This window comes from Nonomuraea sp. ATR24, assembly GCF_041950485.1.
GTDB lineage: Bacteria > Actinomycetota > Actinomycetes > Streptosporangiales > Streptosporangiaceae > Nonomuraea > Nonomuraea ceibae.
Genome location: NZ_JBGNUU010000001.1, coordinates 804,215 through 816,718, shown reverse-complemented (window position 1 = coordinate 816,718; position 12,504 = coordinate 804,215). Strand labels below are relative to the sequence as shown.

Below are 12,504 nucleotides of genomic sequence, written 5' to 3'. Positions count from 1 at the left end.
CGGACGAACCTCTGGTGTGCCAGTTGTACCGCCAGGTGCACGGCTGGTTGGCTACGTTCGGAAGGGATAACCGCTGAAAGCATCTAAGCGGGAAGCTCGCCTTGAGATGAGGTCTCCCACCCCGTTTGGGGGTAAGGCTCCCGGTAGACGACCGGGTTGATAGGCCGGAGGTGGAAGCGCGGTAACGTGTGGAGCTGACCGGTACTAATAGGCCGAGGACTTGACCACAAAGCATACTTGCTCGCGTCCACTATGCGATTCTGAAACAGCAAACGGGTTTCTGTTTGATTGTTTCATAGGGTTACGGCGGTTATGGCGGGAAGGAAACACCCGGTTACATTCCGAACCCGGAAGTTAAGCTTCCCTGCGCCGATGGTACTGCACTCGGGAGGGTGTGGGAGAGTAGGTCACCGCCGGACAATCTTTCAGTAGAGGGCCCCGACATTCAGTGTCGGGGCCTTCTCTGCGTTCACGATATGGCCACCAGGAGACTGGGGGCCTTTTCGTGTTTCAGGGCCGGCTTCTGGTGGTGACGGACCCGGCGTAACTACTGGCCCGGTCCGTCACCACGTACGGAGTCGGTTGGTCAGGACTGGTTCGTGTCGATGTAGCTCACCGCGTTCTTGCTGACCACTGAGGTCCAGGGGACGATGATGACCGCGCCGTCGCGCTCGTACACCTGGCCCCGGTCGGCCTCGGTGCCGTATTTCAGGGGGAGTGTCGCGAGTTCCTGGGCTTTGCCGCTGGCGGGGTCGAAGCGGACGAGGCGGGGGGCGAGCTCGCGCCAGTCGCCGACCTCCAGGGCCAGGAGTCCCTGTTCGTCGGCGCGGATGAAGGAGAGCGTCGTCTTGCCGGTGCCCGTCGACTGCCAGAGGCGGCGGCCGGTCTTGAGGTCGAAGGCGAGAGCCTTGTTGCGGTAGCCGCCTCCGTCCTTGGGCAGGTGCTCCAGCTTGGTCGCCAGGTAGAGGCGGTCGCCGTGCACCGCGTACGAGCGGCGTTCGTGGCCGCCCCGGACGAGCGCGACGCTGTTGAGGGTGCGCATGTCGGCGCTGCCCGCGTTGAACTCGCTCACCTTGCCCGTCGACGCGTACACGGTGAACACGTCGCCGCTGCGGGCCTTGCGATGGATGACGATCGGCTTCGCCGACAGGACGCCGTTCATCAGTGGGATGTCGCCAATGGGGTATTTGCCGGCGACGCGGCCGGTCGCCGGGTGCAGGACCTGGACGCTGTTGCGCTTGCCGCCATCGCAGTCGAGCAGGACCACCACGCGGTCGGGGGCGGAGTTGGCGTCCTTCAGGTAGCAGCCCTTCCGGGGGGACCAGGTCCAGGCCTTGCCGCCGTCGGAGAGCCGGTAGCTGGTGAGCGTGTCGTCGACCTGGACGACGGCCATGTTCGCCGTCGACATGATGGTCGGCACCGTCAGCGATCCGCTCAGGGAGCTCTTCTCGGACGAGATCCCGGTCTTCCAGGTGAGCTTGCCGGTGGCGGCGTCGAGACCGGCGAGCTGGTCGCAGCGGCCTTCGGTCATGTACGCAATGGCGGCGGCGTTCTCGGACAGCTCCGGGGTGGCACCGCAGAGCTGCTTGCCGGGGACGGGGAGGTTCCAGGCTTGTTTGCCGGTGTTCAGGGCGTAGGCGAGGACGGCGTCCTTCTGGGCCCTGATGACCGTGGTGTCGGTCAGCCAACTGGCGAACGCCATGCCGGCGGTGAAGTCCATGGTGCCGTGCCCGGCGAGGGGCACCGACCATTCGGGCACCCCGGGCTCGGCCTTCTTCGGCTCCTCGGGCTTCTGGGGATCGGGGCTGGTCGCGGCCACCGGGTCCGGGGTGCCGGACTGCGTCACGTACCAGGCGATGCCGCCGCCCGTCCCGAGCAGGGCCAGTGCGCTGAAGGTTGCGATGAGGGCGGTCTTGCCCTTGCGCCGAGGCGGCGGTTGCTGGGGCTGGCCGCCCCACGGCCCGTGGCCTGGAGCCGTTCCCGCCTTGCCCCGGAGGTACAGCTGCGCCTGCGGGGCCGAGCCGCGCGGGGCAGTCTCCCGGGCTGCGGGTGGCCGGTACGCGGGCGGACCGCCGTTCGGAGGCACAGGCTCGTACGGGACAGGCTCGTACGGTGCTGGCTTGTATGGGGCGGGCTCGTACGGGGCTGGCTTGTCGGGTGCGGCGCCGTACGGGGCGGGCTCGTGGGGGACGGCGACGTACGGGGCGGGCTCGTAGGGGGCCGGTCCCTGTGGGGGCGGGGGCAGAGGCGGTCCGGTGTTGGGCGATGGTGGCGGCCCGTACGGGTTCCACGGCTGTGGAGACGGCTGCCCCGGCGGTGGCGGCATCGGCTGACCGGACAGGGGCGGACCGACGTGCCCGGGCGGCATCGGCTGGCCGGGTGGCGGCGGACCGATGTGCCCCGACGGTGACGGCTGGCCGGGTGGCGGGGGAGGTGGTGTTCCGTGGGCTGGGGGGAAGGGCGCCGGTGGGGACGAGGGGCCGGACCACGGCGTCTGCGGGGGCTCGCCAGGCTGGTCCGGGGGTGACCAGGGGGCGGGCGTGTCCGGTGGCGTGGTGTCGGTGGGTGGCCTGGTGCCGGCGGGGGGCGTGGTCCCGGGGTCGCCCAGAACCGGTGGTGAGGTGGCGTCCAGGACCGGTGGCGAGGCGGCGCCCAGGATCGGTGGTGAGGTGGCGTCGTCCCCCGGGGGCCCTCCGAAGTCCCCAGCGGGGGTGGGCGGGTTGGTCATGCGGTGTCCCCGATCAGGTGTGCTGCTTCCTGGCGTGGCGGGTGCGCGGCGGGCGTCCGGCCACGGCCCTCGCCCAGGGCGGTGAGCTCCTGGTGACGGGCACCGGGGCAGCCCCGCGCGGCTCACGGCCGACGGCGGCGAGGGCCGGGGGGATGCTATCAGCGGGCTTGGAGCAGGGGTTCGATCCGGTACGGGATCTGGGTGGAGAGGGCGATGGTGGAGTCGGTGCGCTGCACGGCGGGGGAGGTCAGGATGTGCGCGATGATCTCCTGGAGGTGGTCGGTGCTGGTGGCGACCACGCGGCAGAGCAGGTCGTGCTGGCCGCTGGTGCCGTGGGCCTCCAGGATCTGCGGCACGGCGCGCAACGACTCGACGGCCTCCGCCAGCCGGCCCTGGGCGATCTGCAGCCACACGAACGCCAGGATGGGGTGTCCCGCGTGGGCGGGTGACACGGTGGGGCCGAAGTCCTGGATCACGCCGCGGGCCGTGAGCTTGTCCACCCGGGCCTGTACGGTGCCGCGGGCGACGCCGAGCAGGCGGGCGAGCTCGGTCAGGCCGACACGCGGGTGGGCCCGCATGGTGACGAGCAGTCGGGCGTCGAGATCGTCCACGGCGGCCTCCTCGAAGGCTGTGCGATTCGACTAGAAATACCAGCAAAGGTCGTACGAAATCCAGCGTATCGCGCAGGGAAACTGCGCGCTCTTGCCAGGAATCTGGGGACTTGCTGTCATCTGAGACATGTTCGAGGAAGCACAGTACTTCGCCCCGATCGCTACCCAGGACGACGGCTCGGTGGTGGTCGAGCTGGCCTCGTCGCACCCGGGGTTCGCCGATCCGGTGTATCGGGCGCGGCGCAACGCGATCGCCGGGCTGGCGGTCAACCATCGGCGTGGGGAGCCGATCCCCGTCGCCGAGTACACCGAGCAGGAGCACGAGGTCTGGGCGCTGGTCACCAGGGAACTGGGCGTCAAGCACCGCGCCTACGCCACGGCCGAGTATCTGGCCGGGGTCGAGCGGCTGGGGCTGCCGCGTGAGCGGATCCCGCAGCTCCAGGAGGTGAGCGAGCTGCTCGAACCGCTCACCGGGTTCCGCTACCTACCGGCTGCCGGGCTGGTGCCGCTGCGCGACTTCTACGGGGTGCTGGCCGACGGGTACTTCCACTCGACGCAGTACATCCGCCACCATTCCGTGCCGTTCTACACGCCGGAGCCGGACGTGGTGCACGAGGTGATCGGGCACGCCAACGCGCTGGCCAGTGACCGGTACGCGGCGCTCTACCGGCTGGCGGGCCAGGCGGCGCGCCGGGTGGAGGGCGAGGAGGCGCTGGAGTTCGTCTCGAAGGTGTTCTGGTTCACGCTGGAGTTCGGCGTGATGCGCGAGGGCGGCGAGCTGCGGGCGTACGGGGCGGGGATTCTGTCTTCGTACGGGGAGATCGAGGAGTTCAGGGGGATGGACATCCGGCCGCTGGACGTGGCGGCGATGGGTACCACCCACTACGACATCACGAAATATCAGGACGTGCTGTTCCAGGCCGACTCGCTCGGGCACCTGGAGGACGTCGTGGGCGACTTCTGGGCGACCTGCGACGACGACTCGATCGCGAAACTGGTCGCCACCAGCTCCTAGCGCGCCAGCCTGACATTTCGTGATAATGCTCGAATGATCGCGGGCCGGGGGCGCGCATTGTCACGAATCGTCCTGGCGTTCGCCCTGCTGGCTCCCCACACTGTCTCGAGCCTCCCCACCGGCGCCGCCGCCGCGGCGCCCCGGCAGAGCGTGACGCGCGCGGTGACGGGCCCCGGGCGGGCCGCCGAGGCGCTCGGGCCGCCGGTCCCCGCGCCCGGCGGCAGGCGGGCGGCCCGTCGCAAGGCGCCGCGCGTCGACGCCAAGCGCGTCACCGCCCTGCTGGACCGCTTCCTGGCCGGCCGGCCGGGGCCCGTCACCGCGATGGTCAAGGACCTGACCACCGGGAGGCAGTATCGCTATCACCGCGGCGAGCGGCTCATCACCGCCAGCACCGCCAAGGTCCAGATCCTCGCCGCGCTGCTGCTGCGTACCCCGTGGAAGAAGCTTCCCGCGCAGGTCAGGCGGGACGCCGACCTGATGATCCGCTACAGCGACAACCACGCCGCCGACCGGCTGTGGCTGCGCATCGGCGGCGCGCCCGGCTTCACCCGGGCGGGACGGAAGCTCGGCCTGCGCCATACGGCGGGCGTGCCCGGCTCGTGCGTCGACCTCTACTGCTGGGGCATCACGCGGACGTCGGCCGAGGACCAGGTCCGGCTCATGCGGGCGCTCGTCGCGGAGCGCAGTGCGCTGCCCGCCGCGGACCGCGATCAGGTGCTCAGGCTCATGGGCGGCGTGATCGACGGGCAGAACTGGGGCATCAGCGCCGCCAGGTGCCGGGGCGACCGCGTGGCGCTGAAGAACGGCTGGCTGAAGCGCGTCTCGACCAAGCGCTGGGCCGTCGTCAGCGCCGGCCTGCTGCGCGCCCGCGGCCACGACTACGCGATCGCGGTGCTCACCGAGGGCAGCCCGGAGGCCGGCTACGGGATCGCGACCGTCGAAGGGGTGACCACGCGGATCATGCGGTCGTTCCGGAAGTGCCGGGCGTGACCAGCCGGTAGCCGACGCCGCGCACGGTCTGGATGAGCCGGTCGTCGTCGTCGCCCAGCCGCGCCCGCAGCCGCTTGACGTGCACCGCGATCGTGTTGGTCGACGTGCTGGCCGCCGCGTGCCACACGTGGCGCATGATCTGCTCGCGGGTGACCGTCCGGTCCGCGTTGCGCATCAGGTAGTGCAGCAGCTCGAACTCGCGCAACGGCAGATGCACGATCCGCCCGTCGACCCGTACCTGATAGGCGTGCACGTCCAGCTCCACGCCGCCGACGGCGAGCACCTTGCGCGCCTCCGGGGACGCGGCGTGGATGAACGGCAGCAGCTCCGGCACCCGGTACGGGCGCGCCACGCACGCGGCGGCGCCGGCGGCGAGCGCGCGGACCGCCTGCTCGGCGTGCCCCTCACCGACGCCGAGAAGGACGGGCACGACCCGGGAGCGCCGTACCGCCTGGACGAAGTCGACCGCGTCGATCACCGGGAGGGTCGCCGAGACCAGCACCACGTCCGGCTGCAGCGCGCCTGCCTGGAGCAGCCCCTGGGCGCCGTCGGGGGCGCCCGTGACCGCTACGCCCTCGCGTTCGAGGGCGGCGGCGACATCCTGCACGACCTCGGCATCGGGGTCGGCGATGAGGAGTACGGGTTTCGTCCGCGTATCCCCGTTCACCGTGCTTGCCGCCTGGTCGATCATCAGCCGAAGCGCCCGGTGATGTAGTCCTCGGTGGCCTTTTCGGAGGGGTTGGTGAACATGCGGGAGGTCTCGTCCATCTCGATGACCTTGCCGGGCTTGCCCTGCTCGGCCAGGTTGAAGAACGCGGTGCGGTCGCTCACCCGGGCGGCCTGCTGCATGTTGTGGGTGACGATGACGATCGTGTAGTCGTCCTTGAGCTTGGCCATCAGGTCCTCGATCGCCAGCGTGGAGATCGGATCGAGGGCCGAGCAGGGCTCGTCCATGAGCAGCACCTGCGGCTTGACCGCGATCGCGCGGGCGATGCACAGCCGCTGCTGCTGACCGCCGGACAGGCCGGCGCCGGGCTTGCTGAGCCGGTCCTTGACCTCGTTCCAGAGGTTGGCGCCCTTGAGCGACTCCTCGACCACGCCGTCCATCTCGGACTTGGAGACGCGGCCGTTGAGGCGCAGGCCGGCGGCCACGTTCTCGTAGATGGACATGGTGGGGAACGGGTTGGGCCGCTGGAAGACCATGCCGATCATGCGGCGCACCGAGACGGGCTCGACCGTGGGGGCGTAGAGGTCCTCGCCGTCGAGCAGCACCTTGCCCTCGACTCGCGCGCCCGGGATGACCTCGTGCATGCGGTTGAGGGTGCGCAGGAACGTCGACTTGCCGCACCCGGACGGGCCGATGAAGGCCGTGATCGAGCGCGGCTCGATGGTCATCGAGACATCCTCGATGGCCTTGTGCCCGCCGTAGTAGGCGTCGAGTCCGGAGACCTGGATTTGCTTGGACATGTCGCGGAGTTCCCCCTATCGGCCCCTGGCGGGCGAGCGCCACCAGGCGATCAGGCGCGCCACCAGGTTGAACAGCATGACGATCAGAATGAGCGTGAGGGCTCCGGTCCAGGCCCGGTCGATGGCGGTGTCGTTGGGACGCGCCGCCTGGTCGAACACGAAGAGGGGGAGCCCCATCTGCGGCCCGCTGAACGGGTCGTTGTTGATGGAGTCGGTGAAGAAGACGGTCAGCAGCAGCGGCGCGGTCTCGCCGGCCACCCGGGCCACGGCCAGCATGACGCCCGTGATGATGCCGGTGAGCGCCGTCGGCAGCACGACCTTGACGATCGTGCGCCACTTGGGCACGCCCAGCGCGTACGAGGCCTCGCGCAGGTCGCCCGGCACCAGTCGGAGCATCTCCTCGGCCGACCGCACCACGGTCGGCATCATCAGGATCGACAGCGCCATCGCGCCCGCGAAACCCGAGTAGGGCATGCCCAGGAACAGGATCCAGAATGCCAGCACGAACAGACCGGCGACCACCGAGGGGATGCCGGTCATGACGTCGACGAAGAAGCTGATGGCCCGGCTGAGCCGGCCGCCGTTGCCGTACTCCACCAGGTAGATGGCGGTCAGCAGGCCGATCGGGACCGAGATCACCGAGGCCAGCAGAACCTGTTCCAGGGTGCCGATGATGGCGTGGTAGGCGCCGCCGCCCGCGTCGCGTGCGCCGATGTTGCGCATCGAGTGGGTGAGGAACTCCATGTCGAAGCGCGCCAGGCCGTTGGAGATCACCAGCCAGAGCACGGAGACGAGCGGCACCACGGCCAGCGCGAACGCCAGATAGACCAGGCCCTGGACGATGCGGTCCTTGACCCGGCGGCCGGTCGAGATGTGCTGGATGGTGGTCATGTGCCGGCCTTCATGAACTCTTTGCGTCGGTTGATGATCATGCGAGCAGCCATGTTGACGAGCAGGGTGATGACGAACAGCACGAGACCGGAGGCGATCAGCGCGCCCCGGCCGATGTCGCCCGCCTCGCCGAAGCCGTTGGCGATGTTGGCGGCGATGCTGTTGCCCTGCGGGGTGAGGATCTGGAAGCTGATGCCGAACGTCGCCGGGAAGATCAGCGCCACCGCGATCGTCTCGCCCATCGCGCGGCCCAGGCCGAGCATCGCGGCGCTGATCACGCCGGGACGGCCGAACGGCAGCACGGCCATCCGGATCATCTCCCAGCGGGTGGCGCCGAGGGCGAGTGCGGCCTCCTCGTTCATCTTGGGAGCCTGGAGGAAGACCTCGCGGGAGATGGCCGCGATGATCGGCAGGATCATGATCGCCAGGACGATGCCGCCCGCGAGCATGGTCTTGCCGCCGATCGCACCGTCACCGGCGAACAGCGGGAACCAGCCGAACGTGGCGTTCAGCCACTCCGACGGCGTCTTCAGCAGCGGCACCAGGAACGCCACGCCCCACAGGCCGTAGATCACACTCGGCACCGCGGCCAGCAGGTCGATCAGGTAGCCCAGGCCCGCCGCCAGCTTGCGCGGCGCGTAGTGGGAGATGAACAGCGCGACGCCCACCGCGACCGGCGTGGCGATGACCAGCGCGATCGCCGAGCTGAGCACGGTGCCGAACGCGAGCGCGCCGATGCCGAACACCAGGCTGCCGTTGGGGTCCCAGGTCAGCTCCGTGAAGAAGTTGGCCTTGTTGGCGGACAGCGCGGGGATCGCCTCGGCGACGAGGAAGACCGCGATGGCCGCCATGATGCCCAGCAGGACGATGCCCGAACCGGTGGACAGCCAGCGGAACAGGCCCTCACTGGAGGTGCGCCGCGGGGCGGGCCGGCTCGTGGCCGGTCCGCCCTCGCGAATTTCGACTTTGGTCGTCATCGGTGACTAGGAGATGGCCTCGACGGCGGAGCGGACCTTGACCAGCAGGTCGCCCGACAGCGGGGCGTAGCCCAGGTCGGTCAGCGCCTTCTGGCCCGCGTCGCTGGCGGTGTAGGTCAGGAAGGCCTTGACCAGCTTGGCGTCCTCGGCGGGCAGACCCTTCTCGCAGGTGATCTCGTACGTGACCAGGACGATCGGGTAGGCGCCCGGCGTCTTGGTGGCGTAGTCGATCGAGAGCTTGAGGTCGTTGCCGGTGCCGGTGATCTCGGCGGTCTCGACCGTCTTGGCCGCGCTCTCCGGGGTCAGCTCGACGAACTCGCCGCTGCCGTTGGCCACCTTGGCCTTCTGGAGCTCGGAGTTCTCGGCGTAGGAGAGCTCGACGTAACCGATCGCGCCCTCGGTGCCCTTGACGCTGGCGGCGACCTGGTCGGAGCCCTTGGCGCCCTGGCCCTTGGCCTCGGCCGGCCACGCCTTGCCCGGCTCGTACGGCCAGTCGGAGGTGGCCTTGAGGAACTTGGTGAAGTTGTCGCTGGTGCCCGACTCGTCCGAGCGGTGGAACGCCTGGATCGGGGTCGAGGGAAGCTGCGCCTCGGGGTTCTCGGCCTTGATGGCCGGGTCGTCCCACTTGGTGATCTTGCTGTTGAAGATGCCGGCGAGCGTCTTCGGCGACAGCTGCACGCCCTCGACGCCGGGCAGGTTGTAGACCACCGCGACCGGGCCGGTCACCATCGGGATGTTGATGGCCTTGCCGGTCTTGCAGCGCGCGTCGGCCTGGGCGGGCTCGTCCTCCTTCAGCGCCGAGTCGGAACCCGCGAACGCCACCGTGCCGGCGATGAACGCCTGGATGCCGGCGCCCGAACCGCTGGGCTGGTAGTTGACGCTGACCCCGGAGTTGGCGCCCTGGAAGTCCTTCTTCCACTGGTCGATCGCGTTGGCCTGGGCCGAGGAGCCGGCGGCGTTGATCGATCCGCTCAGGCTGCTGTCACCGCTCGCGGCGGAGGTGGCGGCGGCCGAGCTGGTGCTGCCAGCCGGCGAGTTGTTATCTGTGCCGCACGCAGCGAGCGAGAGCGCGCCGACGACGGCGACGGCGGCGAGCCGGCCTGCATACTTCACGATGGGTTCCTCTCCCACTTCGATCCTTAGACGTCCACGAAGCTATGCAGCCAAGGTGACTCGATCCCCTAACGAGGGTGAACGGACGGTGAACACCTCATGATTGAAGACATGACCTCACTGACGTACCGCGTATGTGTCGTATGCATGGGAAACATTTGCCGCTCGCCGATGGCCGAGACGGTTCTCCGCAAGGTCGTGGCCGACCGCGGCCTGGGCGACCGGGTGATCGTGGAGAGCGCCGGCACCGGCGGCTGGCACGCCGGCGGGCCGATGGACGAGCGGGCCCTGCGCGTCCTGGCCGAGCACGGCTACGACGGCGCCGACCACAGCGCCCGGCAGTTCACCCGTGACTGGTTCGACCGATATGACCTGGTCCTTGCCATGGACCGCGACAACCAGGCGTTCCTGCGCCGGATGGCGCCCGCCGGGGTGGAGGTGCGGCTGTTCCGCTCCTTCGACCCGGCGGCCCCCGACGGCGCCGAGGTCCCCGACCCCTACTACGGCGGCGACGAGGGCTTCGTGGAAGTCCTCGCGCTGGTCGAGGCGGCCGCCGAGGGCGTGGCCGACCACATCGCCGATGAGATCGGCTGAGGACCTCGGCGCGTCCCACGGGTGGCGGCTGCAGCGGGGCGTGCTCGACGACGGGCGCGTGGTCTTCGCCAAGATCGGGGCCGTTTCTCCGGTGTTCACCTCCGAGGCGGCCGGGCTGCGCTGGCTCGGCGAGGCAGTCACGGTCCCCGAGGTGATCGAGGCCGCCGACGACCGGCTCGTGCTGTCATGGGTGGAGGAGGAGCCGCCCACCGCCGGGGCCGCCGAACGCTTCGGGCGCGACCTGGCCCGCATGCACCGCGCCGGGGCGCCCGCCTTCGGCGCGCCCTGGCCGGGCTTCATCGCCGAGCTGCCCATGGACAACTCGGCTGCGCCCGACTGGCCGTCCTTCTACGCCACCCGCCGCGTCCTGCCGTTCGTACGGCGGGCGCGGCTCGCTTCACGGGACGTTCATCTGATCGAGCGCGCCGTCGAGCGGTTCGGCGAGGTCGCCGGTGCGCCCGAGCCGCCCGCGCGCATCCACGGCGACCTGTGGAGCGGCAACCTGCTGTGGTCGGCGGGCACCGGCGTGCTCGTCGACCCGGCGGCGCACGGCGGGCACCGCGAGACCGATCTGGCCATGCTCGCCCTGTTCGGCGCCCCGTACCTGGACCGGATCCTCGGCGCCTACCGCGAGGAGGCGCCGCTCGCCGACGGCTGGCGGGAGCGGGTGTCGCTGCACCAGCTCCACCCGCTGCTCGTGCACGTCGTGCTGTACGGCGGCGCGTACCGCGACGGGCTGATGGCGGCCGTCAGGAACGTGCTGGCGCTGTGAGGCGGTGGATGACCTCGTCGTGCAGGAGGCCGTTCGTGCACACCAGGCTGCCGCCCTCCATGCCGCGCACTCCCGACACGTCGGTCCAGCGGCCGCCCGCCTCCTCGACGATCACCGTCAGCGCCGCCATGTCCCACGGCGACAGCTCCGGCTCGGCCGACACGTCCACCGAGCCCTCGGCGACCATCATGTGCGACCAGAAGTCTCCGTACGCCCGCGTCCGCCAGCAGGCGCCGCCCAGGTCCAGGAAGTTGTCCAGGCGGCCGATCTTCTCCCAGCCGCCGAAGCTGGAGTAGGAGAACGAGGCGTCCTCCAGCGTCGAGACCTGCGACACGCGCATCCGGCTCGCCTTGGTCAGGCTCTTGCCGGTCCACGCGCCGCCCCCGGCCGCCGCCCACCACCTGCGGCCCAGCGCCGGGGCCGACACCAGGCCGACGACGACCTTGCCGTACTCCATCAGCCCGATCAGCGTCGCCCACACCGGGACGCCGCGCACGTAGTTCTTCGTGCCGTCGATGGGGTCGATGATCCACGACCTGGCGCCCCAGCCGGTCTCGCCGTACTCCTCGCCCACGACCGCGTCACGCGGCCTGGCGCGGCGCAGCGTGCCCCGGATCGCCTCCTCCACGGCCCGGTCGGCGTCGCTGACCGGAGTCAGGTCGGGCTTCGTCTCGACCTTGAGGTCGACCGCCTTGAACCGGCGCATGGTCAGGTCGTCGGCGGCGTCCGCCATGACATGCGCGAGGCGTAGATCGTCGTTGTAACCCTGCACGGACAGCCACGCTACCGTGCCGGGTATGCCGAGCATCAGGCGACGGGCGCGCCTTTTCTGGTAAGTCCCGTTCCAGGCGTGGGTCTTGTGGTTACCGGCCAGTAGGGTAAGAGGTATGTCACTCGACGTCGGCGACCTGCTGCTCCAGACGGTGCCCTTCGCCCGCACCCTCGGCATCACGTTCTCCTCGACCGGCGACGGCCGCGCCACCTGCGTGCTGCCTGACCGGCCGGACCTGCACAACCACATCGGCGGACCGCACGCCGGAGCCATGTTCACGCTCGCCGAGTCGGCGTCCGGCGCCGCCATGCTGTCGGTGTTCGGCGACCAGCTCGACCGGGCCGTCCCGCTCGTCGCCACCTCCGCCGTCCGCTACGTCAAGCTCGCCAAGGGCGAGATCACCGCCGAGGCGCACCTGCAGGCCGAACGCGCGGACGTCGTGGCCCGGCTCGACGCGGGCGAGCGGGCCGAGTTCGGCGTCGAGGTCGACGTGCGCGACGCCGGCGGCACCACCGTCGCCACCCTCACCGTCACCTGGACCCTCCGGCCGAACCGCGCCTGACCGGCTCTCCGC

At 70.2% G+C, this 12,504-nt stretch carries 13 protein-coding genes and 2 rRNA genes; 7 read left to right on the top strand and 8 right to left on the bottom strand.

What is annotated here, in order from left to right; genetic code table 11:
- Together ACBI99_RS03870 and rrf are read left to right on the top strand one after the other, a co-directional pair.
- Window positions 1-228 (top strand): 23S ribosomal RNA (locus tag ACBI99_RS03870); the annotation flags it as partial.
- A 74-nt stretch (window positions 229-302) separates the two neighbouring features.
- Window positions 303-419, top strand: a 5S ribosomal RNA gene (rrf, locus tag ACBI99_RS03865).
- A gap of 167 nt (window positions 420-586) precedes the next feature.
- Here the strand turns inward: rrf and ACBI99_RS03860 are convergent.
- Both ACBI99_RS03860 and ACBI99_RS03855 read right to left on the bottom strand, forming a co-directional pair.
- The gene (locus ACBI99_RS03860; RefSeq protein ID WP_375071670.1) at window positions 587-2,086 is read right to left on the bottom strand and encodes a PQQ-binding-like beta-propeller repeat protein; all 1,500 of its coding nucleotides are present in this window, start codon (window positions 2,084-2,086) and stop codon (window positions 587-589) included.
- Between the two features lie 800 nt (window positions 2,087-2,886).
- On the bottom strand, window positions 2,887-3,339 hold the full coding sequence (locus tag ACBI99_RS03855) for an Lrp/AsnC family transcriptional regulator (RefSeq protein WP_219519996.1): 453 nt from the start codon (window positions 3,337-3,339) through the stop codon (window positions 2,887-2,889).
- Between the two features lie 127 nt (window positions 3,340-3,466).
- Here ACBI99_RS03855 and ACBI99_RS03850 point away from each other — a divergent pair, with 127 nt between their 5' ends.
- Together ACBI99_RS03850 and ACBI99_RS03845 are read left to right on the top strand one after the other, a co-directional pair.
- Window positions 3,467-4,354, top strand: a complete 888-nt coding sequence (locus ACBI99_RS03850; protein WP_375071669.1) for a phenylalanine 4-monooxygenase — start codon at window positions 3,467-3,469, stop codon at window positions 4,352-4,354.
- Window positions 4,355-4,411: 57 nt separating this feature from the next.
- On the top strand, window positions 4,412-5,344 hold the full coding sequence (locus tag ACBI99_RS03845) for a serine hydrolase (protein ID WP_375071668.1): 933 nt from the start codon (window positions 4,412-4,414) through the stop codon (window positions 5,342-5,344).
- On the opposite strand, the gene ACBI99_RS03840 is transcribed toward ACBI99_RS03845, so the two are convergent.
- The 5 genes from ACBI99_RS03840 to pstS are packed head-to-tail and all read right to left on the bottom strand — an operon-like array spanning window position 5,313 to window position 9,792.
- Window positions 5,313-6,011 (bottom strand): response regulator transcription factor, encoded by a 699-nt coding sequence (locus ACBI99_RS03840; protein WP_308126269.1) that lies wholly within the window; start codon window positions 6,009-6,011, stop codon window positions 5,313-5,315. The genes ACBI99_RS03845 and ACBI99_RS03840 overlap by 32 nt on opposite strands.
- A 23-nt stretch (window positions 6,012-6,034) precedes the next feature.
- Window positions 6,035-6,811: a phosphate ABC transporter ATP-binding protein PstB gene (pstB, locus tag ACBI99_RS03835; RefSeq protein ID WP_219519817.1), complete on the bottom strand. Its 777-nt coding sequence runs from the start codon at window positions 6,809-6,811 to the stop codon at window positions 6,035-6,037.
- A 15-nt stretch (window positions 6,812-6,826) separates the two neighbouring features.
- Window positions 6,827-7,702 (bottom strand): phosphate ABC transporter permease PstA, encoded by an 876-nt coding sequence (gene pstA / locus ACBI99_RS03830; RefSeq protein WP_219519814.1) that lies wholly within the window; start codon window positions 7,700-7,702, stop codon window positions 6,827-6,829.
- Window positions 7,699-8,679 carry a phosphate ABC transporter permease subunit PstC gene (gene pstC, locus ACBI99_RS03825; RefSeq protein WP_219519810.1) on the bottom strand — a complete coding sequence of 327 codons (981 nt, stop codon included), beginning with the start codon at window positions 8,677-8,679 and terminating at the stop codon, window positions 7,699-7,701. Before pstC ends, pstA begins: the two co-directional genes overlap by 4 nt.
- Before the next feature lie 6 nt (window positions 8,680-8,685).
- Window positions 8,686-9,792: a phosphate ABC transporter substrate-binding protein PstS gene (gene pstS, locus ACBI99_RS03820; protein ID WP_219519807.1), complete on the bottom strand. Its 1,107-nt coding sequence runs from the start codon at window positions 9,790-9,792 to the stop codon at window positions 8,686-8,688.
- A gap of 171 nt (window positions 9,793-9,963) precedes the next feature.
- On the opposite strand from pstS, the gene ACBI99_RS03815 reads away from it, so the two are divergent.
- Window positions 9,964-10,386 carry a low molecular weight protein-tyrosine-phosphatase gene (locus ACBI99_RS03815; protein WP_375071667.1) on the top strand — a complete coding sequence of 141 codons (423 nt, stop codon included), beginning with the start codon at window positions 9,964-9,966 and terminating at the stop codon, window positions 10,384-10,386.
- The gene (locus ACBI99_RS03810) at window positions 10,373-11,158 is read left to right on the top strand and encodes a fructosamine kinase family protein (RefSeq protein WP_219500804.1); all 786 of its coding nucleotides are present in this window, start codon (window positions 10,373-10,375) and stop codon (window positions 11,156-11,158) included. The genes ACBI99_RS03815 and ACBI99_RS03810 overlap by 14 nt, the downstream gene beginning before the upstream one ends.
- Here the strand turns inward: ACBI99_RS03810 and hisN are convergent.
- Complete coding sequence (hisN, locus tag ACBI99_RS03805; RefSeq protein WP_357590220.1) at window positions 11,136-11,930, bottom strand: histidinol-phosphatase; 795 nt, start codon at window positions 11,928-11,930, stop codon at window positions 11,136-11,138. The genes ACBI99_RS03810 and hisN overlap by 23 nt on opposite strands.
- 115 nt (window positions 11,931-12,045) lie before the next feature.
- On the opposite strand from hisN, the gene ACBI99_RS03800 reads away from it, so the two are divergent.
- The gene (locus tag ACBI99_RS03800; protein ID WP_219500815.1) at window positions 12,046-12,492 is read left to right on the top strand and encodes a YiiD C-terminal domain-containing protein; all 447 of its coding nucleotides are present in this window, start codon (window positions 12,046-12,048) and stop codon (window positions 12,490-12,492) included.
- Window positions 12,493-12,504: the final 12 nt, after the last annotated feature.

Excerpts from the sequence above, each read along its gene's own strand:
- ACBI99_RS03850 (WP_375071669.1), top strand. The coding sequence starts at position 3,467 with ATGTTCGAGGAAGCACAGTACTTCGCCCCGATCGCTACCCAGGACGAC.
- pstB (WP_219519817.1), bottom strand. The coding sequence starts at position 6,811 with ATGTCCAAGCAAATCCAGGTCTCCGGACTCGACGCCTACTACGGCGGG.
- pstA (WP_219519814.1), bottom strand. The coding sequence starts at position 7,702 with ATGACCACCATCCAGCACATCTCGACCGGCCGCCGGGTCAAGGACCGC.
- pstC (WP_219519810.1), bottom strand. The coding sequence starts at position 8,679 with ATGACGACCAAAGTCGAAATTCGCGAGGGCGGACCGGCCACGAGCCGG.
- ACBI99_RS03815 (WP_375071667.1), top strand. The coding sequence starts at position 9,964 with ATGGCCGAGACGGTTCTCCGCAAGGTCGTGGCCGACCGCGGCCTGGGC.
- ACBI99_RS03810 (WP_219500804.1), top strand. The coding sequence starts at position 10,373 with ATGAGATCGGCTGAGGACCTCGGCGCGTCCCACGGGTGGCGGCTGCAG.
- ACBI99_RS03800 (WP_219500815.1), top strand. The coding sequence starts at position 12,046 with ATGTCACTCGACGTCGGCGACCTGCTGCTCCAGACGGTGCCCTTCGCC.